Raw genomic sequence first — 24,256 nt, forward strand, 5'->3', positions numbered from 1 at the left:
GGGTTGCTGGCCTTCCGGGTCAGACCTACTGCCTAACGATCCATTGCGCGCTGGCTGAGGTGGATCTTACTGCCAGCGCCGTAATCACCGACAGTCCTGGCTCGCACTGCCGGCCAGCGGAATAGAAGAGGCAGGCTAGTTCGGGAAATTTCAGAGAGGAATGCCGCCCACCCTTCCAAGGATCTGCTGATCAAAAAGTATGGAAAAAGGATGACGAAGGGGATGTTGCGCTTGCGCTGGGACAAGGCACGAGAGATGGCTTGCGAGAAAACTATCGAACAAGGAGATTCGACGCTCGCCGCGAAGATCGGCGGGTTTCAGTTGCAAGATATTCGACCCAAGGCGGCGTCGGAAATCGTGGATATCGGCAACGCAAGCCTGCTGCTGGGGCAGAGCAATCAGGAAATCACAAAGCGCGTTGACAGAAGGCCCGGCGCCACTACGAAGCCGTCAAAATAGAAAAGTTATGGAACGGTTCCATAATAGTTATGGAACACCGAGCAAATACAAGCCAGCCACAGCCGAACCCCAGAAACACGAAAGCCCCGCATAAGCGGGGCTTTCGTATGAATCTTGGCGGGAAACCAGGGATTCGAACCCTGGGAACGCTATTAACGTTCGCCGGTTTTCAAGACCGGTGCATTCAACCACTCTGCCAATTTCCCTTGTGCAACACAGGATTATAGTAGCCCATCCTGTCTCAGCGGGCGCCATAATACCCGAATGAAACACACTGTCAAACTCTCTGCATAGCTTGTTACAGAGCGTCTGTTATGATCTTTGCGACTGAACGTTTCAAAACTGAAGGAGTGTCGCCATGCGCGAACAGGATTACGCAGTTAATAGCAACGTGCAGGCTGAGCAGCTAGAGGTTAGCCGCGTCCTGCGCAATACATACGGCCTGCTCGCCCTCACCCTCGCATTTAGCGGCGTGATGGCGTATGTGGCGCAACAGATGCGTGTCGGCTACCCGAATATCTTCGTGGTACTGATCGGTTTCTACGGCCTGTTTTTCCTCACCAACAAGCTGCGCGACTCGGCCTGGGGCCTGGTGTCGGCGTTTGCCCTGACCGGTTTCATGGGGTTCCTGCTCGGCCCGATCCTTAACCGTTACCTGGGCATGCAGGGCGGCGCGGAAGTGGTCAGCTCGGCATTTGCCATGACGGCCTTGGTGTTTGGTGGCCTGTCGGCGTATGTGCTGATTACCCGTAAGGACATGAGCTTCCTCGGCGGCTTCATCACTGCAGGTTTCTTCGTGTTGCTGGCGGCTGTGCTGGCGAGCATGTTCTTCCAGATCAGCGGCCTGCAATTGGCAATCAGCGCAGGTTTCGTGCTGTTTTCCTCGGTCTGCATTCTGTTCCAGACCAGCGCTATCATCCATGGCGGCGAGCGTAACTACATCATGGCGACCATCAGCCTGTATGTATCGATCTACAACCTGTTTGTCAGCCTGTTGCAGATCTTCGGCATCATGAGCCGCGACGACTGATCCCTGCCTTATCAAAAAGCCCGCTTCGGCGGGCTTTTTGTTGCCTGCGGCTTTATCATTGGCAAAGGTTTGCCTACAGAGTGTTCCATGAAGTTCGCGATTGCGCTTTTTTCCGCCGCCCATGCGCCCTCCTCGCGCCGCGCCCTGCAGTTTGCCCAGGCTGTGCTGGCCGGTGGGCATGAGATTGTGCGGCTGTTTTTCTATCAGGATGGCGTCTACAGCGCCGCCAATTCGGTGGTCACGCCCCAGGATGAGCAGGATATCGCTCAACAATGGAGCGCCTTCGTCAGCAAGCATCAGCTTGATGGCGTGGTCTGTATCGCTGCGGCGCTGCGCCGTGGGGTGTTGAATGCTGAAGAAGCTGCGCGCTACCAGCGCAGTGCGGTGAATCTGGATGCGCCGTGGGCGCTGTCAGGCCTTGGGCAGTTGCATGATGCCATCCAGGATGCCGACCGCCTGATCTGCTTTGGAGGGCCATGAAATGTCCAGATCCTTGTTGGTAATCAGCCGTCAGGCGCCGTGGTCCGGACCCAGTGCGCGAGAAGCGCTGGATGTGGTGCTGGCCGGCGGCGCATTCGACTTGCCGATTGGCCTGCTGTTTCTTGATGACGGGGTGTTTCAACTGGCAACCGCCCAAGATGCCAAGGCCTTGCAGCAAAAGGACGTGACGGCCAACCTGCAGGCACTCTCGCTGTTTGGCATCGACGACGTGTTCGCCTGCAGCTGCAGCCTGGCGGAGCGTGGATTGACCGCCCCTGATAGCGCGCAGCCACTAAGCAGCGCACAGATTTCCCAGATGATTGACCGTTACGACCAGGTGATGACCCTCTGATGTCGACCTTGCATGTGTTGTCCCACTCCCCTTTTTCCGACACCCGCCTGGACAGTTGCCTACGCCTGTGTGGCGCGCAAGATGTGATCTTGCTGTGCGGCGATGCAACCTATGCCCTGCAAGCCGGCAGCGCGCCCTTCCAGGCCCTGCAAGCCAAGGCCCTGGGCATCTTTGTACTGGCCGAAGATGCCCAGGCCCGCGGCCTGGTGTTGCCGCAGTGGGCCAAGAGTGTCGACTACCCGGGGTTTGTGCAGCTGTCGATCGAGCATGACAAGGTCAACACCTGGCTATGAACACCCTGACCGTAGGCACACACACCCTTGAGCTGGACAAGGATGGTTACCTGGTTGACCTGGATGCCTGGTCGACCGAAGTGGCCAACGCCCTGGCGAGCGCCGAAGCGCTGGAGCTGACTGACGAACACTGGGAAATCCTTGAGCTGCTCAGGGGTTTTTACCAGGAGTTCCAGTTGTCCCCGGCCACCCGCCCACTGATCAAGTACACCGCCCTGAAGCTGGGCCCGGAAAAGGGCAACAGCCTGCACCTCAACCGACTGTTCAAAGGCACTCCCGCCAAACTTGCCGCCAAGCTGGCGGGCCTGCCCAGGCCGACGAATTGCTTATGACCGACTTTGCCCCGTTGATCACCGAAACTCCCGCCGAACACCCCTTTGCGCCGTTTGTGCGGATCCTCGGCAAAGGCAAGCGTGGCGCCCGCAGCCTGACGCGCGAAGAAGCCCGGCAAGCCATGGGCATGCTGCTCGACGAGAAAGTCGAGGACTCCCAGCTCGGTGCGTTCCTGATGCTGCTGCGCCACAAGGAAGAAAGCCCGGAGGAACTCGCAGGCTTCACCGAGGCCCTGCGCGAGCGCCTCAACCCGCCATCTCTGAGAGTGGATGTCGATTGGCCCACCTACGCCGGGAAAAAGCGCCACCTGCCGTGGTACCTGCTGGCCGCCAAGTGCCTGGCGCAGAGCGGCGTGCGGATTTTCATGCACGGCGGCGGCGCACACACGGCCGGCCGGCTGTACACCGAACAGTTGCTGGGTGAACTGCAGATTCCACTGTGCCGCAATTGGCAACAGGTCGAGACCGCTCTGGAGCAAGGCAGCCTGGCGTTTATGCCGCTGGGCGACTGGGCCCCACAGCTGCAACGCATGATTGACCTGCGCAATATCCTCGGCCTGCGCTCGCCCATCCACTCCCTGGCCCGCATCCTCAACCCGCTGGGCGCACGCTGCGGCCTGCAAAGTATCTTCCATCCCGGTTACCAGGGCGTACACCGCGATGCCAGTGGTTTGCTAGGTGACAACACCATTGTGATCAAGGGTGATGGCGGCGAGATCGAGATCAATCCCGACACCACCAGCCACTTGTACGGCACCACCGGCGGCGCAAGCTGGGATGAGGAGTGGCCAGCCCTCTCCGCCCAGCGCCACGTCAAGCCGGCCAGCCTCGACCCCGAGCATTTGAAGGCGATGTGGCGCGGCGAGGTGCAGGACAGCTACCCGCAATTGGCGCTGATTGCCACTATGGCCCTGGCCTTGCGCGGTCTTGGGCAACCACGGGAACAGGCCTTCGCACTGGCACAACAGTATTGGGACGCGCGGGACAGATCGATTTAATCGATCATTAACCCCGACCCTTTGCGCTATTTGTTCGAACCCAGACGATTAGACTGCACTCCAACGCTTAATAGCCAAGGAGTCAGTCATGGGTTTGCTAATAGAAGGACGCTGGCACGACCAGTGGTACGAAAGTAGCGCAGATGGCGCCTTCCAACGGGAACAGGCGCAACGCCGCAACTGGGTCACCGTCGACGGCCAACCTGGCCCGAGCGGTGATGGTGGCTTCAAGGCCGAAGCCGGCCGCTACCATCTCTATGTTTCACTAGCCTGCCCGTGGGCGCACCGCACCCTGATCCTGCGCAAGCTCAAGGGCCTGGAAAGCCTGATCGACGTGTCGGTGGTCAGTTGGTTGATGCTGGAAAATGGCTGGACCTTCGACAAGGCCCATGGCTCAACCGGTGACAGACTCGACGACTTTGCCTACATGCACCAGCGCTATACCGCCGATACCGCCGACTACACCGGGCGTGTCACGGTGCCGGTGCTGTGGGACAAGAAGCTCAAGCGCATCGTCAGCAATGAATCGGCGGAGATCATCCGCATGCTCAATAGCGCGTTCAACGGGCTAACTGGCAATAACCTGGACTTCTACCCCGAACCACTGCACCCCACCATCGATGCGCTGAACGAGCGGATCTATCCCGCCGTGAACAATGGCGTGTATCGCGCAGGCTTTGCCACGTCGCAGCAGGCGTATGAAAGCGCATTTGATGAGGTGTTTGCCGAACTGGATCACCTGGAACAACACCTGGGCAAGCATCGTTACCTGGCCGGTGAATACCTGACCGAGGCCGATGTACGACTGTTTACCACGCTGATTCGTTTTGATGCGGTGTATTACAGCCACTTCAAATGCAACCTACGGCGGATTGCGGATTATCCGAATCTGTCGAATTGGCTGCGGGAGCTGTATCAATGGCCGGGGGTGGCCGAGACCGTGGATTTTGCGCATATCAAGGGGCATTACTATGCCAGCCACCGGACGATCAATCCGACAGGGATTGTGCCGAAGGGGCCGTTGCAGGTGTTTGATAGCAAACATGATCGAGAAGGATTGAGCGGTAAAGAGATCTGGCGCTGATGCGCCAGCCTCATCGCGGGCAAGCCCGGCTCCCACAGTGGGTCTGTGTGCAGCCGGGCGAACAGGTTATACCTGGGACTGGACGCCTTCAAACCACTTCAGCTTCTCACGCAACACCACCACTTCGCCTACGATCACCAGCGTCGGCGCATGCACTTCATGCTCCGCCACCAGGCGCGGCAAGTCGGCCAGGGTGCCGGTAAACACACGCTGGTTGGACGTGGTGCCTTGCTGGATCAGCGCAGCCGGGGTGTCCGCCGAACGACCATGGCGAATCAATTGCTCGCAGATGACCGGCAAACCGATCAGGCCCATGTAGAACACCAGGGTCTGCGACGGTCCCACCAGGTCATTCCAGGGCAAATCCGAGGTGCCATCTTTCAGGTGGCCGGTGATGAAGCGTACCGATTGCGCATAGTCGCGATGGGTCAAAGGGATGCCAGCGTAAGCCGCGCAACCACTGGCCGCGGTAATCCCCGGCACCACCTGGAACGGAATGCCATTGGCCGCCAGCTCCTCGATCTCTTCACCGCCACGCCCAAAAATAAACGGATCGCCGCCCTTGAGGCGCAGCACACGCTTGCCTTGCTTGGCCAGGTTTACCAGTTGCTGGTTGATCTGGTCCTGCGGCACCGCGTGATCGGCGCGGCGCTTGCCGACATACACGCGCTCGGCGTCGCGCCGGCACAGTTCAAGAATCGCTGGCGCCACCAGGCGGTCATACAGCACCACATCGGCTTGCTGCATCAAACGCAGCGCGCGAAAGGTCAGGAGGTCCGGGTCACCAGGGCCTGCGCCCACCAGATACACCTCACCTGGTGCATGGGGCGGCTTGCCGTTGACTTTTTCCACCAGCAAACGCTCGGCTTCATCGCCTTGCCCAGCCAGTTGCCGATCAGCAATCGGGCCCTGGAAAACCTCTTCCCAGAAAGCCCGGCGTTGCTGCACATCAGGATACAAACCCTTGACCTGGGCGCGAAAGCGCGCGGCCAGCCCGGCCAATTGGCCGTAGGTGGACGGAATCCATGTTTCCAGCTTGGCGCGAATCAAGCGCGCCAGCACCGGCGCATCGCCGCCGCTGGACACTGCAATCACCAAGGGCGAACGGTCGACAATCGCCGGGAAGATCACGCTGCACAGTGCCGGCGCATCGACGACATTGACCGGTACGCACCGGCGCCGGGCATCGCTGGACACTTGCGCGTTCAGCGGCTCGTCGTCGGTTGCAGCGATGATCAGGGTGCAGCCATCAAGATCCGCCTCCTGGTAACCACGCACAATCAGCTCACCGCCACTGCCCTGCACCAGTTCACGCAACTGGTCTTCGATCAGGGGAGCAACCACCCGCAACAACGCGCCGGCATCGGCCAGCAGCCGGGATTTGCGCAAGGCAATCTCCCCGCCACCGACGACCAACACACGACTGCCGCGCAGGTTATGAAACAGTGGCAGAAATTCCATTTAGCCAATGACCTCAACGCCCGCCATGTACGGCTTGAGCACTTCAGGTACGCGGATCGAACCGTCGGCCTGCTGGTAGTTTTCCAGCACCGCGACCAGGGTCCGCCCTACCGCCAGGCCCGAGCCGTTGAGGGTGTGGACCAGCTCCGGCTTGCCGGTTTCCGGGTTGCGGAAACGCGCCTGCATACGTCGGGCCTGGAAATCACCGCAGTTGGAGCACGAGGAAATCTCGCGGTATTTGTCCTGGCTCGGCACCCAGACTTCGAGGTCGTAGGTCTTCACCGCGCTGAAACCCATGTCGCCGGTGCACAGCGCCAATACGCGGTACGGCAGCTCCAGCAGTTGCAGGACGCGCTCGGCGTTGGCGGTCAGGCCTTCCAGGGCTTCCATGGAGGTCGATGGCTCGACGACCTGCACCATCTCGACCTTGTCGAACTGGTGCTGGCGGATCATGCCGCGAGTGTCACGCCCCGAGGCACCGGCTTCGCTGCGAAAGCACGGGCTGTGGGCGACGAACTTGATCGGCAATTGCTTGGCGTCGAGGATCTCGCCGGCCACGATGTTGGTCAGCGACACTTCGGCGGTCGGGATCAGGTACAGATCGGCTTCGCCGTCGCGGCTGATCTTGAACAGGTCTTCTTCGAATTTCGGCAGTTGACTGGTGCCCATCAGCGCCGGCGCCTGCACCAGGTACGGGGTGTAAGCCTCTTCGTAACCATGCTCGCCGGTGTGCAGGTTAAGCATGAACTGCGCCAGGGCACGGTGCATGCGCGCGATCGGGCCGCGCAGCAAGGCAAAGCGCGCGCCGGACATTTTGGCCGCGGTTTCAAAATCCAGGCCGCCGGTCAATTCGCCCAGGGCGACGTGGTCCTTGATCTCGAAATCAAAGGTTTTTGGCGTGCCCCAGCGGCGTACTTCGACGTTGCCGTCTTCATCTTCGCCAACCGGTACCGACTCGTGCGGCAGGTTGGGAATACCCAGCAGGATCGAATCCAACTCGGACTGAATCTTGTCCAGCTCGACTTTACCGTCGGACAGCTCGCTGCCCATGCGCTCGACGTCCGCCATCAACGGCGCGATGTCTTCACCACGCTGCTTGGCCTGACCGATGGATTTGGAACGTGCATTGCGCTCAGCCTGCAGTGCTTCGGTGCGGGTCTGGACGGTCTTGCGCTGTTCTTCCAGCGCTTCGATGCGCGCAACATCCAAGGCAAAGCCACGGGATGCAAGGCGGTCCGCTACGTCCTGAAGGTTGCTACGTAACAGTTTGGAATCGAGCATGTCGGTCTCTCGTTTATCAAAGTTTGGTCAAGGACAGGCCAGCCCAGGTGGCAAGCAGCCCGCCGAATACACTGATGGCCACATAGCTTAAAGCCAGCGGCACTTGCCCGCTTTCCAGCAGGCGCACGGTATCCAGTGAAAAGGATGAAAAAGTCGTCAGGCCGCCAAGGAAGCCCACCATCAACCCGGCGCGCACTTCAACAGGCACCTCCGGGCGTAACAGGAACAGGCCGTATAACACCCCGATCAGCAGGCAGCCCACGATATTAACGGCCAGCGTCGCGGTATAGAAGTGTTTCGGCCAATTGGCGTTGATCCAATTGCCGGTGGCAAAGCGCAATAGGGTGCCGGCCACACCGCCTACGGAAACGGCAATCACCAAGGGAATCATGGTTTTCTCCGCTGTTTGGGACTCAAGCGGTCAAGTTGCGCCAGGTGGTTGAGCTTTTCCCCGATCTTCAACTCCAGGCCACGAGGCACCGGCTGGTAGAACGGTTGTGGCTCAAGGTCGTCGGGAAAGTAGTCTTCACCGGCGGCATAGGCATCTGGTTCATCGTGGGCGTAACGGTATTCGTCGCCGTAACCCAGTTGTTTCATCAGCTTGGTCGGCGCGTTGCGCAGGTGCAGCGGCACTTCCAGCGAGCCATGCTCGGACGCCACACGCAGCGCCGACTTGAAGCCCATGTAAACCGCATTACTTTTCGGCGCGCAGGCCAGGTAGGTGATGGCCTGCGCCACCGCCAACTCGCCTTCCGGGCTGCCCAGACGCTCCTGGACCTCCCACGCCGCCAGGCACAGGCTCAGGGCCCGCGGGTCGGCGTTGCCAATGTCTTCGCTGGCCATGCGCACCACACGCCGGGCCAGGTACAACGGATCGCAGCCACCGTCGATCATGCGCGCAAACCAGTACAGCGCGCCGTCCGGGTTGGAACCGCGCACGGATTTGTGCAGCGCGGAAATCTGGTCGTAGAAGGCCTCACCACCCTTGTCGAAACGCCGCCGGGTATCGCCCAGCAGGCTTTGCAGCAGGTCGACGCCAATCTCGCTATTGTCTTCAGCCAGGTCAGAGGCGTTTTCCAGCAGGTTGAGGAAACGTCGGCCATCGCCGTCAGCCGCCGCCAGCAGGATCTTGAAACCCTCGTCACCCAGGCTCAGGTGGCGCTTGCCCAACCCCTTGTCCTCGCCCAGCGCCCGCTGCAGCAACCTCTGCATCGCGGCTTCGTCGAGGCTCTTGAGCACATACACCCGTGCCCGCGAGAGCAAGGCGTTGTTCAGTTCAAACGAGGGGTTTTCCGTGGTGGCGCCGATAAAAATCAACGTGCCATCTTCCACGTAAGGCAGGAATGCATCCTGCTGCGACTTGTTGAAACGATGCACTTCGTCGACGAACAGGATAGTGCGCCGGCCATACTGCCCCGCCTGCTGCTTGGCGACTTCCACCGCCTGGCGGATCTCCTTGACCCCGGCCAATACCGCCGAGACCGTTTCAAAGTGCGCATCCGAGACTTTCGCCAGCAGTCGCGCCAGGGTGGTCTTGCCCACGCCCGGCGGCCCCCAGAAGATCATCGAGTGCAGGGCACCCTGCTCCAGGGCCTCACGCAGGGGCTTGCCGCGGGCCAGCAAGTGCTCTTGCCCGACATACTCATCCAGGTTGGTCGAGCGCAAGCGCGCGGCCAGGGGCTGGGCAATCGGGTCACTGCGAAACAGGTCCATTGGCAGCGATTTACTCCTGGATCACATCGGCACCCTTGGGGATGTCGAACTTGAACGTGGAGGCCGGGACCGGCTCATTGGCCTTGACCCCGGTGAACAAGATATTGGTGCGTTGGCCGACGCTGTCGACCAGTTGCATATCGTTGATCACGCCATTGCGAAACGACAGGCGCAGGCTGTCGAACAACGTGTCCTTGGACTTGGGCTTGAGGGTGAAGTCGATCACGTTGCTTTGTTGCTTGGAGGTAATCTCGAAACTCTCGCTGATCTGCGACACATCACCCGACAGCAGCAAGGCCGGGGTCTGGCTCAGGCGTGGGTCGAGGGTCTTGATGGTCGCCTGCTCCAGGTCCGGGTCCCACAGCGTGACTTTCTTGCCATCGGAGACGATGGTCTGCTCGTTGGGCGCGTCGGTCTTCCAGAAGAACAGGCCTGGGCGTTGCACGGCCATTTCACCGGCTGTTTCCTGCAACTGGGTGCCGCCACCGTCCAGGGTCAACTGGGAGAAGCGCGCAGTCAGGGTCTTGGATTTGTCCAGCAGGTTGGTCAGGCTCGCGACGGATGCCTGGTCTGCGTGGGCCGAAAACGCGGTCAGGGCCAATGCCGGCAACAACAGCATGCGGATAAGACGCATGGGAGTCCTCATAGAATAATGTGAAAGGCGCGCCGCATGCTGCCACGCGGCACGAGGTCAGTCGCGCATCGGCCCTGGCGCGATCACTTCGCGCGAGCCGTTGGTGTTCATGGCCGTGACGACGCCGGCCATTTCCATGGATTCGATCATACGCGCGGCGCGGTTGTAGCCGATCTTCAGTTTACGTTGCACCGCCGAGATCGAGGCGCGACGGCTTTCCAGCACGAACGCCACCGCTTCGTCGTACAGCGCGTCGGTCTCGGCATCATCGTCGCCGCCGCTGCCACCGTCGAAGCCGCTGCCGGCCTCCTCGACACCCGCCAGGATATCGTCGTTGTATTCCGGCGCGCCGCGCAGTTTCCAAGCCTCGACCACACGGTGCACTTCGTCATCGGAAACGAAGGCGCCGTGAACACGGATCGGCAGGCTGGTGCCGGGCGGCATGTAGAGCATGTCACCATGGCCCAGCAGTTGCTCGGCGCCGCCTTGGTCGATGATGGTCCGTGAGTCGATCTTGCTCGATACCTGGAACGCCATACGGGTCGGGATGTTGGCCTTGATCAGGCCGGTAATCACATCCACCGACGGCCGCTGGGTCGCGAGGATCAAGTGGATCCCGGCCGCACGGGCCTTCTGCGCGATACGCGCGATCAATTCTTCGACCTTCTTGCCGACGATCATCATCATGTCGGCGAATTCGTCGACCACCACGACAATGGTCGGCAGCTTGGTCAGTAGCGGCGCTTCATCGTGAATGCTTTCGCGCTTGTACAGCGGGTCGGTCAATGGCGTACCGGCGTCCTGGGCTTCCTTGACCTTGGCGTTGAAGCCAGACAGGTTACGCACGCCCATCTTCGCCATCAGCTTGTAGCGCCGCTCCATCTCGGCCACGCTCCAGCGCAGGGCGTTGGCGGCGTCCTTCATGTCGGTCACCACCGGGCACAGCAGGTGCGGGATGCCTTCGTAGATCGACAGTTCAAGCATCTTCGGGTCGATCATGATCAGCTTGGCGTCTTCCGGGCCGGACTTGAACAGGATCGACAGGATCATTGCGTTCACACCCACCGATTTACCGGAACCGGTGGTACCAGCAACCAGCAGGTGAGGCATTTTCGCCAGGTCCGTGATCACCGGCTTACCGCCAATGTCATGCCCGAGAGCCAGGGTGACCGGCGATTTGAAGTTGTCGTATTCCGGGGTCGACAGCACTTCGGAGAAGCGCACGATCTGCCGGTCTTCGTTGGGAATCTCGATACCCACGGTGGTTTTGCCGGGAATTACTTCCACCACGCGCACGCTGGTCACGGCCAGGGAGCGCGCCAGGTCTTTGGCCAGGTTTGCAATACGGCTGACCTTGACCCCAGCGGCCGGCTGAATTTCGTAACGGGTGATCACAGGGCCCGGGTGGATCGAGTCCACCGACACCTCGACGCCAAACTCCTTGAGTTTGATTTCCAGCAGATGGCCGACCGCCGCCAGGGATTCCGGGGAATAGTTGAGCTGTTTCTTTTCCGCCGGATCGAGGATCGAGATCGGCGGCAAGGTGCCTTCGACGGCGCTGTCGATAAACAGCGGCGCCTGCTTTTCCTTTTGCACGCGATGGCTTGGCTCGGGCGCCTTGACCGGCACCGGGGCGATAACCGGCGGCACTTGCTTCTCGCGGTCGGACATGTGCTTGGTCAGGGCCTGCTCGCGTTCGATCAGGCGCTCCTTGACCTTGGCCTGTTCACGGCGGTCCGGCGTGCTCGGGGCCACTACTTCGTTGACCCGGGTATCGACTTCACGCAATTGCGCAACCATGCGCTTGCGGTCCACACGGGCGGCCCACCAGCGGTTGGCGGCGCCCTGGAACAGCTCGAACAGGTCGAGGGTGATCTTGCCGGTCACATCCATGACCTTGAACCACGACAAGTCGGTAAATACCGTCAGGCCGAATAGGAACAGGGCGATGAACATCAGTGTGCTGCCCTGGATATTCAAGGTCTTGCGCGCCAGGTCACCCAGGCTTTCGCCCAGGGCACCACCCGCACCCGCCGGCAGGCCAGTCGGCGCATGGAAATGAATATGTGCCAGCGCCGCGCCCGACAACACCAGGAACACCAGGCCGATCAGGCGCCAGGAGAACAGCCAGCCGCTCCACTGCCACGGTTCATGGCGCTGGCGGAAGATCTGCCAGGTCTTGATCGCCAGCAGCAGCGGGAAGATATAAGCGAAATAGCCGAGGATCATAAACAGGATATCGGCGCTGTAGGAGCCCACGGGCCCGCCGAAGTTCTGCACATCGTCGATCTTGCTGTTATGGCTCCAGCCTGGATCATCCTTGCCATAGGTCAGCAAGGCCATCATCAGGAACAGGCATAAAGCACCGATGGCAATCAGCGCGCCTTCCTTGAGCCGATAGTGCAGGTGCTGGCGCCAGGCCGGTACCACTGCTGTTTTGGGTGCTGCGGCGGATTTCTTCAAAACGGGTCTTTTCCTGCGCCTTAAGCGCGTCCAACAATTGAATGACTATAAAAATACTGCCCAATCCGGGCAGATGAAAAGTGAACGAGCGTCGTCAAACGTCCTTTAACACTTCGTGACTCATTCATGAACGGGCGTTAATGCCGGCCCACAAGGACATAGTGCCGCCATTGTACGGGTTTGTGTGCCCGTTGCCACGCTGCCGGCCTCGCTCATGGAGCATAGACAAGCGCATTGTTCATACGCTTCAATTTGAGCATGCATTGTCTTTACTGACAAAGGCTTATGAGCTGTTTTTATCAGACTGGACAAGCTTTACCCAGCATTCCCGCCCAACGGATGGCGACATGACGCGATTACGACCGCACCACCGCTATAGAGTTGCAGAAACACGCGCTCATGCATCAAGGCATTGATTACATGATCGGGCTGGCCGAGTGGCGCCGGGTCGACAATAATCACTGCTTACACGACGGTCCCTGGCCTGTCACCGCCCTCCCCTTCCGTAAGCCTGACTACCCATGCTCACCTGGCTGCAACGCAACACCCTGACGTTTCCACCGCTGGCCAAAGCCATGCGTGAACCCAACGGCCTGCTGGCTGCCGGTGGCGACCTGTCTGCCGACCGCCTGGTCCAGGCCTATCGCCATGGCTGCTTCCCCTGGTTCTCCGAAGGCCAGCCCATCCTGTGGTGGTCGCCAGACCCGCGCACGGTACTGTTCCCCACAGAGCTGCACGTGTCCCGCAGCCTCGCCAAGCTGCTGCGCCAGCAACGCTACGAGGTGACCTTTGACCAGGACTTCGCCGCCGTCATCCAGGCCTGCGCTGCGCCTCGCAGCTATGCAGACGGCACCTGGATCACCGAGGCCATGCAGAATGCCTACCTGCAACTTCACCAACGGGGCTATGCCCATTCCGTCGAGGTATGGGACCAGGGCGAACTGGTCGGCGGCCTGTATGGCCTGGCCATGGGCCAGCTGTTTTTTGGCGAATCGATGTTCAGTCGAGCAGACAACGCCTCGAAATACGGCTTTGCCACGCTCGTCAGGCAATTGCAGGCCTGGGGCTTTGTGCTGATCGACTGCCAGATGCCCACCGATCACCTGCACAGCCTCGGTGCCCGCGCCATTCCCCGCAGCGACTTTGCCGGTTACCTGCGCGACCATCTTGATCAAGCCAGCAGTGGGCAATGGGTTTCTTAGGCGACTTGCGCGCACCTGGCTTACACTTATTTCAAAGCTTATCCGAGGGTTGATCATGACCGAGTTGGCGCGCTTGAAGTTTTATGCCACTCAACCCCACTCTTGCAGCTACCTGCCCGAAGAACAGGCCACCACGCTGTTCCTCGACCCCAGCCAGCCGATGGACGTGCATGTGTATGCCGATCTGTCAGAGATGGGGTTTCGGCGCAGCGGCGACCACCTGTACCGGCCGCACTGCCAGAACTGCAACGCTTGTGTGCCGGCGCGCATCCCCGTAGCGCAATTTTTGCCGGATCGTAATCAAAAACGCATCCTCAAGCGCAATGCCGACCTGATCGTGACCCCCGCCAAGCCCGGCTTCAGCGAAGAGTACTTCGATCTTTACCAGCGCTATATCGAACAACGCCACGCCGACGGCGATATGTTCCCACCCAGTCGCGACCAGTTTTCCACGTTCCTGGTGCGCGACCTGCCGTTCTCGCGCTTCTACGAGTTCCGCCTTGAGGGAAGGCTGCTGGCGGTCGCGGTCACCGACCTGCTGCCCAATGGATTGTCGGCGGTCTATACCTTTTATGAACCCGCCGAGGAGCGTCGCAGCCTGGGGCGTTTTGCCATTTTGTGGCAGATCGGTGAAGCATCCAGGCAAAATCTGGAAGCGGTGTACCTGGGATACTGGATCAAAAACTGCAAAAAGATGAACTACAAGACCCAATATCGGCCCATTGAGCTACTAATTAATCAAAGATGGGTCACGCTTAACTAGAACCCCTTGGCTTAAACACCCTTTTTCGGGCACAATGCACGCCGCTTTTGCCTGGCGCAGTTGCACCGGGCCATTCACTGGATACCGAGGGCTTTACTGCATGTCGAAAGAAGACAGCTTCGAAATGGAAGGCACTGTCGTCGACACCCTGCCCAACACCATGTTTCGTGTGGAGTTGGAAAATGGGCACGTCGTAACCGCGCATATCTCCGGCAAGATGCGCAAGAACTACATTCGTATTCTTACCGGTGACAAAGTGCGCGTCGAGCTGACGCCCTATGACTTGAGCAAAGGGCGCATCACTTACCGCGCCCGCTAAACAAGTCAATACAAGACGCCCGGTTATGCCGGGCGTTTTTGTGTGTGTGGGATTTAACCAGCACCGCAGAATGAGTGTGGGAGCTGGCTTGCCTGGGATTTGGCGGACAGCAAAAAGGCGCCTTTCGGCGCCTTTTCTACTGCTGCGAAGCATCAGGCCATTTCAGCAGTGGTCTCGAACTCGAAGGTCAGCTCGCCGTCCTTCAAATCGATATGCACCACGCCGCCGTGGTCGGAGAGCTCGCCAAACAGGATCTCTTCGGCCAACGGCCGCTTGATCTTGTCCTGGATCAGACGCGCCATTGGACGAGCGCCCATTGCCGCGTCGTAACCACCCTCGGCGATCCAACTGCGTGCCGCTTCCGTCACCTCCAGCTGTACGCGCTTGTCTTCCAACTGCGCCTGAAGCTCGGTAAGGAACTTGTCCACCACGCTCTTGATAACCTCATGGCTGAGGCGACCAAACTGGATAATGGTGTCCAGGCGGTTGCGGAATTCCGGCGTGAAGCTCTTCTTGATCACTTCCATGGCGTCGGAAGAGTGATCCTGATGAGTAAAGCCAATGGAAGCCCGCGCGGCCGTCTCGGCACCGGCGTTAGTGGTCATGATCACGATCACGTTGCGGAAATCCGCCTTGCGCCCGTTGTTGTCGGTCAGGGTCCCGTGGTCCATCACCTGCAGCAGCAGGTTGAAGACTTCCGGGTGAGCCTTTTCGATTTCATCGAGCAACAGTACGCAATGCGGCTGCTTGGTGATCGCCTCGGTCAACAGGCCGCCCTGGTCGAAGCCGACATAGCCCGGAGGCGCACCGATCAGGCGCGACACAGTGTGGCGCTCCATGTATTCGGACATGTCGAACCGCACCAGCTCAATGCCCATGGCCTTGGCCAACTGCCGCGCGGCTTCGGTCTTGCCGACGCCGGTAGGGCCGGCGAACAGGAACGAACCCACCGGCTTGTCCGGCGACTTGAGGCCGGCCCGGGACAGCTTGATCGCCGTCGACAGCGAATCAATCGCCGCATCCTGGCCAAATACCGTCAGCTTGAGATCGCGCTCCAGGTTACGCAGCAGCTCCTTGTCGGAACTGGTGACGTGCTTTGGCGGAATACGCGCGATTTTCGCCACGATATCCTCGACCTGGGCCACCTCGATGCGCTTCACGCGCTTCTCTACCGGCTGCAGGCGCTGGTAGGCACCCGCTTCGTCAATCACATCGATGGCTTTGTCCGGCATGTGCCGGTCATTGATGTAGCGCGAAGCCAGCTCGGCGGCTGCACGCAGCGCCTCATCACTGTATTCGATGCCGTGGTGTGCTTCGAAGCGTCCTTTCAGGCCGCGCAGGATGCCAATAGTGTCTTCAACCGAAGGCTCGGACACGTCGACTTTCTGGAAGCGCCGTGCCAGGGCACGGTCTTTTTCGAAGATCCCGCGAAATTCCTGGAACGTGGTCGAGCCGATGCAGCGGATATCACCCGAAGACAGCAGCGGCTTGAGCAGGTTGGACGCATCCATCACCCCACCGGAAGCCGCACCGGCGCCAATGATGGTGTGGATCTCATCAATGAACAGGATCGCCTGCGGACGCTTTTTCAGCTCGCCAAGCAAAGCCTTGAAACGCTTTTCAAAGTCGCCACGGTACTTGGTCCCGGCGAGCAGCGCCCCCAGGTCCAGGGAGTAGACGACACTATTGGCCAGCAGGTCAGGCACCTGGTTATCAACAATGCGCTTGGCCAGGCCTTCGGCAATCGCGGTCTTGCCCACGCCCGCCTCGCCCACCAGCAAAGGGTTGTTCTTGCGACGACGCGCGAGGATCTGCGCAACACGCTCAACTTCCATCTCGCGCCCCACCAGCGGATCGATCCGCCCCTGGCGCGCCAGTTCGTTGAGATTGCTGGCGTAGGCATCCAGCGGGTTGCTTGAAGAAGAAGACTCACCGCCCTCGTCGTCCTGCATATCCTGCTCCCCCTCGGAGTGATCGCCATGCCCTGGCACTTTCGAGATGCCATGGGCGATGTAGTTGACGACATCGATACGCGCCACGCTCTGCTGCTTGAGCAGGAATACCGCCTGGCTTTCCTGCTCGCTGAAGATGGCAACCAATACATTGGCGCCCGTCACTTCGCGCTTGCCGGAGCTCTGCACGTGGAAGACAGCACGCTGCAACACCCGCTGGAAGCCCAGGGTTGGCTGGGTCTCGCGGTCCTCGTCATGCACGGGGATCAGTGGCGTGGTGGAGTCGATAAACTCCTGCAGATCATGCTTGAGCTTGTCGAGGTTGGCGCCGCACGCACGCAGGACCGTGGCGGCAGCTTCGTTATCCAAAAGTGCCAGCAGCAGGTGTTCGACGGTCATGAATTCATGACGCTTCGAACGGGCCTCCTTGAAGGCAAGATTGAGGGTGACTTCGAGCTCGCGGTTTAACATAGCTTCACCTCATACCCAAGTGGTCGGAGTTAACCGTCCTTCTCGATTTCACAGAGTAGCGGATGCTGGCTTTCCCTGGCGTACTGGTTGACCTGCATGGCCTTGGTCTCGGCGATGTCGCGGGTAAACACTCCACATACTGCCCGTCCTTCTGTGTGAACGGCCAGCATTACCTTGGTCGCCAACTCGCGGTTCAGATTAAAAAACACCTCGAGCACTTCGACGACGAAATCCATCGGCGTGTAGTCATCATTGAACAAAACCACCTTGTACATCGGCGGCGCCTGTAAAGCAGGCTTGGCCTCCTGAACAGCGATGCCTGCAGAACCGTCATCGTCTTCTAGATGATCCGGGCGATCCTGATTGAATGTTAGTCGAATCTGGCTGAATGCATGCATGGAAAGAAAGGTTCGTCTGTTGTGCATTTACAGTGATGGGGGCGACCTGTCAGAAATTCAACTCCGACCGACTGGTCACCTTGACTATCGGCAAAACGGTGTTACAACCAATAGAACCCACAGTGGGTAAAAAAGGTCCGCGCAGTCAACCTTATTTATTCGGGTTAGGACGGATAAACTGGATGATACTCCAGTGATGGAGTCTGGTGCAGAGGGATATGGGTATGTCTGGCGTCAAGATCAGTGGCAAGGTCAAATGGTTCAACAATGCCAAGGGGTACGGCTTCATTAATGAAGACGGCAAGGAAGAAGACCTTTTTGCGCATTATTCGGCAATTGCCATGGAGGGCTATAAAACGCTGAAAGCAGGTCAATTGGTGTCCTTTGAAATCATCCAGGGGCCCAAGGGCCTGCATGCTGTAGCTATCAGTGCAGCAGGCGCGACCGCACCCGGGAAACAGCACGAAGACAAGCACAACAATAAAGGTAAACCCGCTCATTCCAAAGAGCAGCAAACGGCCTGATCAGCCACTGCGCATTAAAAAACGGCCACCCTGAGCTATCAGGATGGCCGTTTTTTATAGCCTTCGACTTACATATGTGAAATCAGCGCATCACCGAAACCCGACGACGACACCAACTTGGCGCCGTCCATCAGACGCTCGAAGTCATAGGTCACGGTCTTGGCCGAAATCGCCCCGTTGGTGCCCTTGATGATCAGGTCGGCCGCCTCGGTCCAGCCCATGTGGCGCAGCATCATTTCCGCCGACAGAATCAGCGAACCCGGGTTGACCTGGTCCTTGCCGGCGTATTTTGGCGCAGTACCGTGGGTGGCTTCGAACATTGCCACGGTGTCGGACAGGTTGGCGCCCGGCGCAATACCGATGCCGCCCACTTCTGCCGCCAGGGCGTCGGAGAGATAGTCACCGTTGAGGTTGAGGGTGGCGATCACGTCGTATTCGGCCGGGCGCAGCAGGATCTGCTGGAGCATGGCGTCGGCAATCGCATCCTTGACCACTACATTGCGGCCAGTGCGCGGGTTCTTGAACTGCATCCACGGCCCGCCATCAAGCAGGGTTGCGCCGAACTCTTCGGCCGCCACTTCGTAGGCCCATTCCTTGAAGGCACCTTCGGTGAACTTCATAATGTTGCCTTTGTGCACGATGGTCAGCGACTCACGGTCGTTATCCACTACATATTGCAGGGCCTTGCGCGCCAGGCGCTTGGTGCCCTCTTTGGAAACCGGCTTGATGCCAATCCCGCAATCCTGGTCGAAACGAATCTTGGTAACACCCATCTCTTCCTTGAGGAACTTGATGACCTTGATGGCCTCAGGCGAACCGGCCTTCCACTCGATGCCGGCGTAAATATCCTCGGAGTTCTCACGGAAGATGGTCATGTCCACATCGCCAGGCTTCTTGACCGGGCTTGGCACACCTTCGAACCAACGCACCGGACGCAGGCATACATACAGGTCCAGTTGCTGGCGCAGGGCCACGTTCAGCGAGCGGATACCACCACCGACCGGCGTGGTCAGCGGGCCCTTGATGGAAACTACGTAGTCCTTGACCGCGTCCAGGGTTTCCTGGGGCAGCCAGGTGTCCTGGTCGTAAACTTGAGTCGCCTTCTCGCCGGCATACACCTCCATCCAGGAGATTTTGCGCTTGCCGCCGTAAGCCTTGTTAACAGCTGCATCGACCACCTTGATCATCACCGGGCTGATGTCGACGCCAATACCGTCACCTTCGATGAAGGGAATGATCGGGTTGTCAGGAACATTGAGAGAATGGTCTGCGTTGACGGTGATTTTGTCGCCGACTGCCGGAACCTGAATCTTCTTGTATCCCATGCTGAACTCCGTTTGTGGATTGAACATCTGGCTGTGCCCGAGCCTACTCCAGTTGTATGTGGACTGGAACCTTGCACCCGGCACATTTGCTGCGAAAACCGTAGATTTAGTCGCCTACAACCTTGAAACAAAAGGGAAAAACGCCAAACTTGAGCACTGTGTGCGACTTTAGGCGCAATCCGGTCCCTGCGACCTTTAGACCAATGGACGACCCACCTTTTGTATGAAGGCTCGGCGTAAGCATAGCGACCTATGTATAATGCCGCCGCTGACCAAAGAGTCACGACGGCCGACCGCTCTATATCGAGCACCTGCGCCTGAAAAAGCCGGGCTGCCACCGTAGCCCACCCGCTTGACGCTCGACTGATGCAACCCAACATCACCGCGAAGAAACATCGACATTCGGCTCATGGATGACTTTGAACGAACGCGCTTTACCCGGCGCATCTCGAGTTTCCGCGCACGCTTTTAGCAAAGAAGAGAGTTAATCCGAATATGCCCACCCGCTCGAAGATCATCTATACCTTCACCGACGAAGCCCCAGCCCTCGCCACCTATTCACTGCTGCCTATCGTAGAGGCCTTCACCGCTTCCGCTGATATTGAAGTGGAAACCCGCGACATCTCCCTCGCAGGGCGCATCCTCGCAAGCTTCCCCGAGCAACTGGGCACCAAGGCCGTTGCGGACCACCTCGCCGAACTGGGCGCCCTGGCCGTTACCCCTGAAGCCAATATCATCAAGCTGCCTAACATCAGCGCCTCGACCCCGCAGCTGCAAGCCGCGATCAAGGAACTGCAGGCCCAGGGCTACGCCCTGCCGGACTACCCGGAAACCGTAACCACCGACGCGGAAAAAGAAACCCGTGCACGTTACGACAAGGTCAAGGGCAGCGCCGTAAACCCGGTCCTGCGCGAAGGCAACTCCGATCGCCGCGCGCCACTGTCGGTCAAGAACTACGCACGCAAGCACCCGCACAAAATGGGCGCCTGGGCCGCTGACTCCAAGTCCCACGTGGCTCACATGAGCAACGGCGACTTCTACGGCAGCGAAAAAGCCGTACAGATCGAAGCCGCCGATGCTGTCAAAATCGAGCTGGTCGGCAAGGATGGCAGCACCACCATCCTGAAAGAAAAAACCTCCGCACTGGCCGGCGAGATCCTCGACAGCGCCGTGCTGAGCAAGAACGCCCTGCGCGCGTTCATTGCCGCCGAAATCGAAGACGCCAAGAAACAAGGCGTGCTGCTGTCGGTCCACCTCAAAGCCACCATGATGAAGGTCTCCGACCCGATCATGTTCGGCCAGATCGTTGCCGAGTTCTATAAAGACGCCCTGGCCAAGCACGCTACCGTGCTGGAGCAGATCGGCTTCAACCTGAACAACGGCATCGGCGACCTGTACGCCCGCATCAAGGCCCTGCCGGCCGACCAGCAAGCGCAGATCGAAGCTGACATCCAGGCGGTCTACGCCGCTCGCCCTTCCCTGGCGATGGTCAATTCCGACAAAGGCATCACCAACCTGCACGTGCCGAGCGACGTAATCGTCGACGCCTCGATGCCGGCCATGATCCGTGACTCCGGCAAGATGTGGGGCACTGACGGTCAGTTGCACGACACCAAGGCCGTGATCCCGGATCGCTGCTACGCCACCATCTACCAGGCGGTCATCGAAGACTGCAAGGCCAATGGCGCCTTCGATCCAACCACCATGGGCAGCGTGCCAAACGTTGGCCTGATGGCGAAGAAAGCCGAAGAGTACGGCTCCCATGACAAGACCTTCCAGATCAAGGCCGACGGCGTAGTCCGCGTCACCGACAGCCAGGGCAAGCTGCTGATGGAACAGTCGGTTGAAGCCGGCGACATCTTCCGCATGTGCCAGACCAAAGACGCGCCGATCCAGGACTGGGTCAAACTGGCCGTCAACCGCGCCCGCGCCAGCAACACCCCGGCCATTTTCTGGCTGGACCCGCTGCGCGCCCACGACGGCGTAGTGGTCGAGAAAGTCCAGGCCTACCTGAAAGACCACAACACCGAAGGCCTGGACATCCGCATCATGTCGCCGGTCGACGCGATGAAGTTCACCCTGGAACGCACCCGCAAGGGCCTGGACACCATCTCGGTGACCGGCAACGTACTGCGCGACTACCTGACTGACCTGTTCCCGATCATGGAACTGGGCACCAGCGCCAAGATGCTGTCGATCGTGCCGCTGATGAACGGTGGCGGCCTGTTCGAAACCGGCGCTGGCGGTTCGGCGCCAAAACACGTGCAGCAACTGCTGGAAGAAAACTTCCTGCGTTGGGACTCCCTGGGCGAATTCCTGGCCCTGGCAGCCTCCCTTGAGCATTTGGGTGTGAACTACAACAACCCGAAAGCCCTGGTACTGTCCAAAACCCTCGACCAGGCTACCGGCCAGTTCCTCGACAACAACAAATCGCCATCGCGCAAAGTCGGCAACATCGACAACCGCGGCAGCCACTTCTACCTGGCGCTGTACTGGGCACAAGCCCTGGCCGCCCAGACTGAAGATACCGCGCTGCAGGCGCAGTTCGCTCAACTGGCAAAAACCCTGGCCGAGAACGAGGCAACCATCGTTGCCGAACTCAACGCCGTACAGGGCAAGCCAGTGGACATCGGCGGCTACTACGCGCCGAATCCTGAGCTGACCAGCAAGGCCATGCGTCCGAGCGCTACCCTCAATGCGGCCATCGCTGCACTGAAGTAATGCTGTAGGGCGACATCACAAACCCCGGCCATGTGCCGGGGTTTGTGTTTTCAGCCTTTTAAAACCGCGCCGTACTCCGCACGCCAGGCGCTCTCGATAATCGCCAGCAACTGCGACCTGTACCACGGCTCCCAACCCGCCCGCGGCCTAAGCTCGACGCCAAACCGGGGTAGCTGCGGCAGATGGGCAAGCGCCTCCAGGCTTTTGAGGCCCTGCACCTGGGCGAACCAGGGCAGCAGCGTCACGCCAACCCCGGCCTGGACTGCTGAACGCAACGACACCAAGTCCTCGGACTCATACACACAGCGCCATCTGATCCCACTCTCCTCTAAGCGCCGGATCGCCAGACTCCTGAATATGCAAGGCGCCTTGAACAACGCCAACAAGAGCTCCTGCCCCTCGGCAGGCACGCCAGCATGCTCGCCACCCAGCCACCTCAGTGAAAGCGCATGCAAAGGCTCCCCGCTGACCTTGGGCAGCTCGTCAATCATCAGGCCAATATCAATCCCGCCCTCGTTGAACGCCTGCGCAAGCACCAGGGAACGCGCCACTTTGACCCCGATCCGGACTGACGGCAATTCAACGGCCACCGCTGCGATAACGCGCTGCAGGATCTGCTCGGAAAAATATTCGGGGATGCCGAGCGTCACGGACTCCTGGCTACGGCTGACATCGAACAGCCCACCGACCTTGTCGTTGAGCTCCAGGATCTGCTGGGCATAACCGATCAGTCGCTCACCTTCGAGAGTCAGCAACACTTGGCGGTTATCGCGGACAAAAAGCCCGACGCCGAGTAATTCCTCCAGACGCCGGACCTGCTGACTAATCGCAGGCTGCATCAGACTCAGCGCCTGGGCAGCCCGGGTAAAACTGCCCAACTGCGCAACCTTGAGGAAGCTGCGCAGGGACTGAACATCAAGATTGACTCTCATGGCACACCGAAGCGAATGAGTAAATGCGCCCGAGCATTAGTGCAAGGTGGCACCCCGATCTGTCAAGAACGCCAACCTCCCTAACGGGTGTGCGCATGGTTCATCAGGTAAACACCCACTCCGGACACCACAAAACCTGCAATCGCCAGCGCACCTGGAGCCTCCCCCAACGTCACCGAGGCCATGATCTGAGTGACCGCTGGAATCACATGAAACAGATTGGTGGCCTTGCTCGCCTCGCCTCGCCGAATCATGAGGTACAGCAACGTCAGTGCGCCTACCGAGTTCATCAGGGTGATCCAGGCCACCGAAGCGGCGAAGGGCACCCATTCTGTGACGTGCATGGTTTCTGTGGTGTAGGCCAGCGCCAGCATTACCAACGACGCGGTGACCATCTGAATGAAGCAGCCCACCCACAGGTTGACCCCACCCAGAAAGCGCTTTTGATAGAGCGTGCCAAGCGTAATCCCGACCAGCGCTAGACATACTGCGCCGTAACCGCCCATTGACGCCCCGGAGCCAAAAAAACTGTTGGCCACAACGATGGCGACACCGCCCACGCCCAGGATCGAGCCCGGCAGATCACGCCAACTTAATTGTTCACCCAGGCAGAAATAGGCACCGATTACCACGAACACTGGCATCAACCCGACAATCAGCGCAGCTTGCCCAGCCGGGACGCCCTGACTTATCCCGGTGTATAGGCCGCCAAATTGCAGAGCCTGCAAGAGCAAGCCCACGGCTGCCGCGTGAAGGTAAGGTGTAAGCCGCCTGGGCCACTCAGCCTTGATGGCGAGCGCAACCCCCAGGAAAACCAAGGCCGCCAGAGCAAAACGGTAGAACGTCATGGTGAAAGGCTCGCCATAACGCACACCAAAAGCGCCACCGATATAACCAGAGCTCCACAGCAGGATGAAGGCAATGGGCAGCGGGGAGGTAAGACGCACTTCGTAGCTTTTGTGGGCAATCGGCTTCATGACACTCTCCAATAACGACTGTTCTGGAGAGGTAAACTGCGCCCCGGCTTGCCAGCGGTAAAATCATATAATGTGCGGCGCAGCATGCATTT

General features: G+C 59.5%; 24 protein-coding genes and 1 tRNA gene. 13 read left to right on the forward strand and 12 right to left on the reverse strand.

Features of this window, described 5'->3' with window-relative positions; all coding sequences use genetic code 11:
* Window positions 1-210: 210 nt before the first annotated feature.
* The gene (locus HBO12_RS20725) at window positions 211-459 is read left to right on the forward strand and encodes a site-specific integrase (RefSeq protein ID WP_178123784.1); all 249 of its coding nucleotides are present in this window, start codon (window positions 211-213) and stop codon (window positions 457-459) included.
* Window positions 460-574: 115 nt separating this feature from the next.
* Here HBO12_RS20725 and HBO12_RS20730 read toward each other — a convergent pair.
* Window positions 575-665 (reverse strand) — tRNA-Ser (locus HBO12_RS20730).
* A 152-nt stretch (window positions 666-817) separates the two neighbouring features.
* On the opposite strand from HBO12_RS20730, the gene HBO12_RS20735 reads away from it, so the two are divergent.
* The 7 genes from HBO12_RS20735 (at window position 818) to HBO12_RS20765 (ending at window position 5,028) form a co-directional block, all read left to right on the forward strand.
* On the forward strand, window positions 818-1,489 hold the full coding sequence (locus HBO12_RS20735) for a Bax inhibitor-1/YccA family protein (RefSeq protein ID WP_029293588.1): 672 nt from the start codon (window positions 818-820) through the stop codon (window positions 1,487-1,489).
* 87 nt (window positions 1,490-1,576) lie between these two features.
* Window positions 1,577-1,969 carry a sulfurtransferase complex subunit TusD gene (tusD, locus tag HBO12_RS20740; RefSeq protein WP_170043090.1) on the forward strand — a complete coding sequence of 131 codons (393 nt, stop codon included), beginning with the start codon at window positions 1,577-1,579 and terminating at the stop codon, window positions 1,967-1,969.
* Between the two features lies 1 nt (window position 1,970).
* A complete protein-coding gene (tusC, locus tag HBO12_RS20745; protein WP_170043091.1) occupies window positions 1,971-2,321 on the forward strand; it encodes a sulfurtransferase complex subunit TusC in 351 nt (116 codons plus the stop codon).
* Complete coding sequence (gene tusB / locus HBO12_RS20750; RefSeq protein ID WP_169954334.1) at window positions 2,321-2,614, forward strand: sulfurtransferase complex subunit TusB; 294 nt, start codon at window positions 2,321-2,323, stop codon at window positions 2,612-2,614. Before tusC ends, tusB begins: the two co-directional genes overlap by 1 nt.
* On the forward strand, window positions 2,611-2,946 hold the full coding sequence (locus HBO12_RS20755; RefSeq protein WP_170043092.1) for a TusE/DsrC/DsvC family sulfur relay protein: 336 nt from the start codon (window positions 2,611-2,613) through the stop codon (window positions 2,944-2,946). The genes tusB and HBO12_RS20755 overlap by 4 nt, the downstream gene beginning before the upstream one ends.
* Window positions 2,943-3,944 (forward strand): glycosyl transferase family protein, encoded by a 1,002-nt coding sequence (locus HBO12_RS20760; protein WP_170043093.1) that lies wholly within the window; start codon window positions 2,943-2,945, stop codon window positions 3,942-3,944. The genes HBO12_RS20755 and HBO12_RS20760 overlap by 4 nt, the downstream gene beginning before the upstream one ends.
* A gap of 88 nt (window positions 3,945-4,032) precedes the next feature.
* Window positions 4,033-5,028, forward strand: a complete 996-nt coding sequence (locus HBO12_RS20765) for a glutathione S-transferase family protein (protein ID WP_170043094.1) — start codon at window positions 4,033-4,035, stop codon at window positions 5,026-5,028.
* Window positions 5,029-5,094: 66 nt separating this feature from the next.
* On the opposite strand, the gene cysG is transcribed toward HBO12_RS20765, so the two are convergent.
* From cysG to HBO12_RS20795, 6 genes are read right to left on the reverse strand one after another with little or no spacing between them, the layout of a single operon-like run.
* Window positions 5,095-6,489 (reverse strand): siroheme synthase CysG, encoded by a 1,395-nt coding sequence (gene cysG / locus HBO12_RS20770; RefSeq protein WP_170043095.1) that lies wholly within the window; start codon window positions 6,487-6,489, stop codon window positions 5,095-5,097.
* On the reverse strand, window positions 6,490-7,770 hold the full coding sequence (gene serS, locus HBO12_RS20775) for a serine--tRNA ligase (protein ID WP_076963826.1): 1,281 nt from the start codon (window positions 7,768-7,770) through the stop codon (window positions 6,490-6,492).
* A gap of 16 nt (window positions 7,771-7,786) precedes the next feature.
* Entirely contained in the window at window positions 7,787-8,161 is a 375-nt protein-coding gene (gene crcB, locus HBO12_RS20780; RefSeq protein ID WP_169954338.1) for a fluoride efflux transporter CrcB, read from the reverse strand.
* On the reverse strand, window positions 8,158-9,483 hold the full coding sequence (locus HBO12_RS20785) for a replication-associated recombination protein A (protein WP_170043096.1): 1,326 nt from the start codon (window positions 9,481-9,483) through the stop codon (window positions 8,158-8,160). The genes crcB and HBO12_RS20785 overlap by 4 nt, the downstream gene beginning before the upstream one ends.
* 10 nt (window positions 9,484-9,493) lie before the next feature.
* The gene (gene lolA, locus HBO12_RS20790) at window positions 9,494-10,117 is read right to left on the reverse strand and encodes an outer membrane lipoprotein periplasmic chaperone LolA (RefSeq protein ID WP_029293564.1); all 624 of its coding nucleotides are present in this window, start codon (window positions 10,115-10,117) and stop codon (window positions 9,494-9,496) included.
* Between the two features lie 57 nt (window positions 10,118-10,174).
* Entirely contained in the window at window positions 10,175-12,580 is a 2,406-nt protein-coding gene (locus HBO12_RS20795; RefSeq protein ID WP_170043097.1) for a DNA translocase FtsK, read from the reverse strand.
* Window positions 12,581-13,101: 521 nt separating this feature from the next.
* On the opposite strand from HBO12_RS20795, the gene aat reads away from it, so the two are divergent.
* From aat to infA, 3 genes are all read left to right on the forward strand, one after another.
* Window positions 13,102-13,782, forward strand: a complete 681-nt coding sequence (gene aat, locus HBO12_RS20800; protein WP_170043098.1) for a leucyl/phenylalanyl-tRNA--protein transferase — start codon at window positions 13,102-13,104, stop codon at window positions 13,780-13,782.
* 55 nt (window positions 13,783-13,837) lie between these two features.
* Window positions 13,838-14,545 (forward strand): arginyltransferase, encoded by a 708-nt coding sequence (locus HBO12_RS20805; protein ID WP_169954342.1) that lies wholly within the window; start codon window positions 13,838-13,840, stop codon window positions 14,543-14,545.
* Between the two features lie 100 nt (window positions 14,546-14,645).
* The gene (gene infA / locus HBO12_RS20810) at window positions 14,646-14,864 is read left to right on the forward strand and encodes a translation initiation factor IF-1 (protein ID WP_002553999.1); all 219 of its coding nucleotides are present in this window, start codon (window positions 14,646-14,648) and stop codon (window positions 14,862-14,864) included.
* A gap of 152 nt (window positions 14,865-15,016) precedes the next feature.
* On the opposite strand, the gene clpA is transcribed toward infA, so the two are convergent.
* Window positions 15,017-17,287, reverse strand: a complete 2,271-nt coding sequence (gene clpA / locus HBO12_RS20815) for an ATP-dependent Clp protease ATP-binding subunit ClpA (protein ID WP_070995983.1) — start codon at window positions 17,285-17,287, stop codon at window positions 15,017-15,019.
* Between the two features lie 29 nt (window positions 17,288-17,316).
* Window positions 17,317-17,685 carry an ATP-dependent Clp protease adapter ClpS gene (clpS, locus tag HBO12_RS20820; RefSeq protein ID WP_029293391.1) on the reverse strand — a complete coding sequence of 123 codons (369 nt, stop codon included), beginning with the start codon at window positions 17,683-17,685 and terminating at the stop codon, window positions 17,317-17,319.
* A gap of 224 nt (window positions 17,686-17,909) precedes the next feature.
* Between clpS and cspD the strand changes: the two genes are divergently transcribed.
* Window positions 17,910-18,209, forward strand: a complete 300-nt coding sequence (gene cspD / locus HBO12_RS20825; RefSeq protein WP_169954343.1) for a cold shock domain-containing protein CspD — start codon at window positions 17,910-17,912, stop codon at window positions 18,207-18,209.
* A 68-nt stretch (window positions 18,210-18,277) separates the two neighbouring features.
* Here the strand turns inward: cspD and icd are convergent, their stop codons facing one another.
* Window positions 18,278-19,534 (reverse strand): NADP-dependent isocitrate dehydrogenase, encoded by a 1,257-nt coding sequence (icd, locus tag HBO12_RS20830; protein ID WP_169954344.1) that lies wholly within the window; start codon window positions 19,532-19,534, stop codon window positions 18,278-18,280.
* Window positions 19,535-20,029: 495 nt separating this feature from the next.
* Here icd and HBO12_RS20835 point away from each other — a divergent pair, with 495 nt between their 5' ends.
* Entirely contained in the window at window positions 20,030-22,255 is a 2,226-nt protein-coding gene (locus HBO12_RS20835; protein WP_170043099.1) for an NADP-dependent isocitrate dehydrogenase, read from the forward strand.
* Between the two features lie 50 nt (window positions 22,256-22,305).
* On the opposite strand, the gene HBO12_RS20840 is transcribed toward HBO12_RS20835, so the two are convergent.
* Together HBO12_RS20840 and HBO12_RS20845 are read right to left on the reverse strand one after the other, a co-directional pair.
* Complete coding sequence (locus HBO12_RS20840) at window positions 22,306-23,187, reverse strand: LysR family transcriptional regulator (protein ID WP_170043100.1); 882 nt, start codon at window positions 23,185-23,187, stop codon at window positions 22,306-22,308.
* Window positions 23,188-23,267: 80 nt separating this feature from the next.
* A complete protein-coding gene (locus HBO12_RS20845; protein WP_170043101.1) occupies window positions 23,268-24,164 on the reverse strand; it encodes a DMT family transporter in 897 nt (298 codons plus the stop codon).
* Between the last annotated feature and the right edge of the window lie 92 nt (window positions 24,165-24,256).

It is taken from the genome of Pseudomonas sp. WS 5059, assembly GCF_012985525.1.
Classification (GTDB): domain Bacteria; phylum Pseudomonadota; class Gammaproteobacteria; order Pseudomonadales; family Pseudomonadaceae; genus Aquipseudomonas.

Coding starts and splice junctions, on each gene's coding strand:
- HBO12_RS20725 (WP_178123784.1), top strand. CDS start 211: ATGACGAAGGGGATGTTGCGCTTGCGCTGGGACAAGGCACGAGAGATG.
- HBO12_RS20735 (WP_029293588.1), top strand. CDS start 818: ATGCGCGAACAGGATTACGCAGTTAATAGCAACGTGCAGGCTGAGCAG.
- tusD (WP_170043090.1), top strand. CDS start 1,577: ATGAAGTTCGCGATTGCGCTTTTTTCCGCCGCCCATGCGCCCTCCTCG.
- tusC (WP_170043091.1), top strand. CDS start 1,971: ATGTCCAGATCCTTGTTGGTAATCAGCCGTCAGGCGCCGTGGTCCGGA.
- tusB (WP_169954334.1), top strand. CDS start 2,321: ATGTCGACCTTGCATGTGTTGTCCCACTCCCCTTTTTCCGACACCCGC.
- HBO12_RS20755 (WP_170043092.1), top strand. CDS start 2,611: ATGAACACCCTGACCGTAGGCACACACACCCTTGAGCTGGACAAGGAT.
- HBO12_RS20760 (WP_170043093.1), top strand. CDS start 2,943: ATGACCGACTTTGCCCCGTTGATCACCGAAACTCCCGCCGAACACCCC.
- HBO12_RS20765 (WP_170043094.1), top strand. CDS start 4,033: ATGGGTTTGCTAATAGAAGGACGCTGGCACGACCAGTGGTACGAAAGT.
- cysG (WP_170043095.1), bottom strand. CDS start 6,489: ATGGAATTTCTGCCACTGTTTCATAACCTGCGCGGCAGTCGTGTGTTG.
- serS (WP_076963826.1), bottom strand. CDS start 7,770: ATGCTCGATTCCAAACTGTTACGTAGCAACCTTCAGGACGTAGCGGAC.
- crcB (WP_169954338.1), bottom strand. CDS start 8,161: ATGATTCCCTTGGTGATTGCCGTTTCCGTAGGCGGTGTGGCCGGCACC.
- HBO12_RS20785 (WP_170043096.1), bottom strand. CDS start 9,483: ATGGACCTGTTTCGCAGTGACCCGATTGCCCAGCCCCTGGCCGCGCGC.
- lolA (WP_029293564.1), bottom strand. CDS start 10,117: ATGCGTCTTATCCGCATGCTGTTGTTGCCGGCATTGGCCCTGACCGCG.
- aat (WP_170043098.1), top strand. CDS start 13,102: ATGCTCACCTGGCTGCAACGCAACACCCTGACGTTTCCACCGCTGGCC.
- HBO12_RS20805 (WP_169954342.1), top strand. CDS start 13,838: ATGACCGAGTTGGCGCGCTTGAAGTTTTATGCCACTCAACCCCACTCT.
- infA (WP_002553999.1), top strand. CDS start 14,646: ATGTCGAAAGAAGACAGCTTCGAAATGGAAGGCACTGTCGTCGACACC.
- clpA (WP_070995983.1), bottom strand. CDS start 17,287: ATGTTAAACCGCGAGCTCGAAGTCACCCTCAATCTTGCCTTCAAGGAG.
- clpS (WP_029293391.1), bottom strand. CDS start 17,685: ATGCATGCATTCAGCCAGATTCGACTAACATTCAATCAGGATCGCCCG.
- cspD (WP_169954343.1), top strand. CDS start 17,910: ATGTCTGGCGTCAAGATCAGTGGCAAGGTCAAATGGTTCAACAATGCC.
- icd (WP_169954344.1), bottom strand. CDS start 19,534: ATGGGATACAAGAAGATTCAGGTTCCGGCAGTCGGCGACAAAATCACC.
- HBO12_RS20835 (WP_170043099.1), top strand. CDS start 20,030: ATGCCCACCCGCTCGAAGATCATCTATACCTTCACCGACGAAGCCCCA.
- HBO12_RS20840 (WP_170043100.1), bottom strand. CDS start 23,187: ATGAGAGTCAATCTTGATGTTCAGTCCCTGCGCAGCTTCCTCAAGGTT.
- HBO12_RS20845 (WP_170043101.1), bottom strand. CDS start 24,164: ATGAAGCCGATTGCCCACAAAAGCTACGAAGTGCGTCTTACCTCCCCG.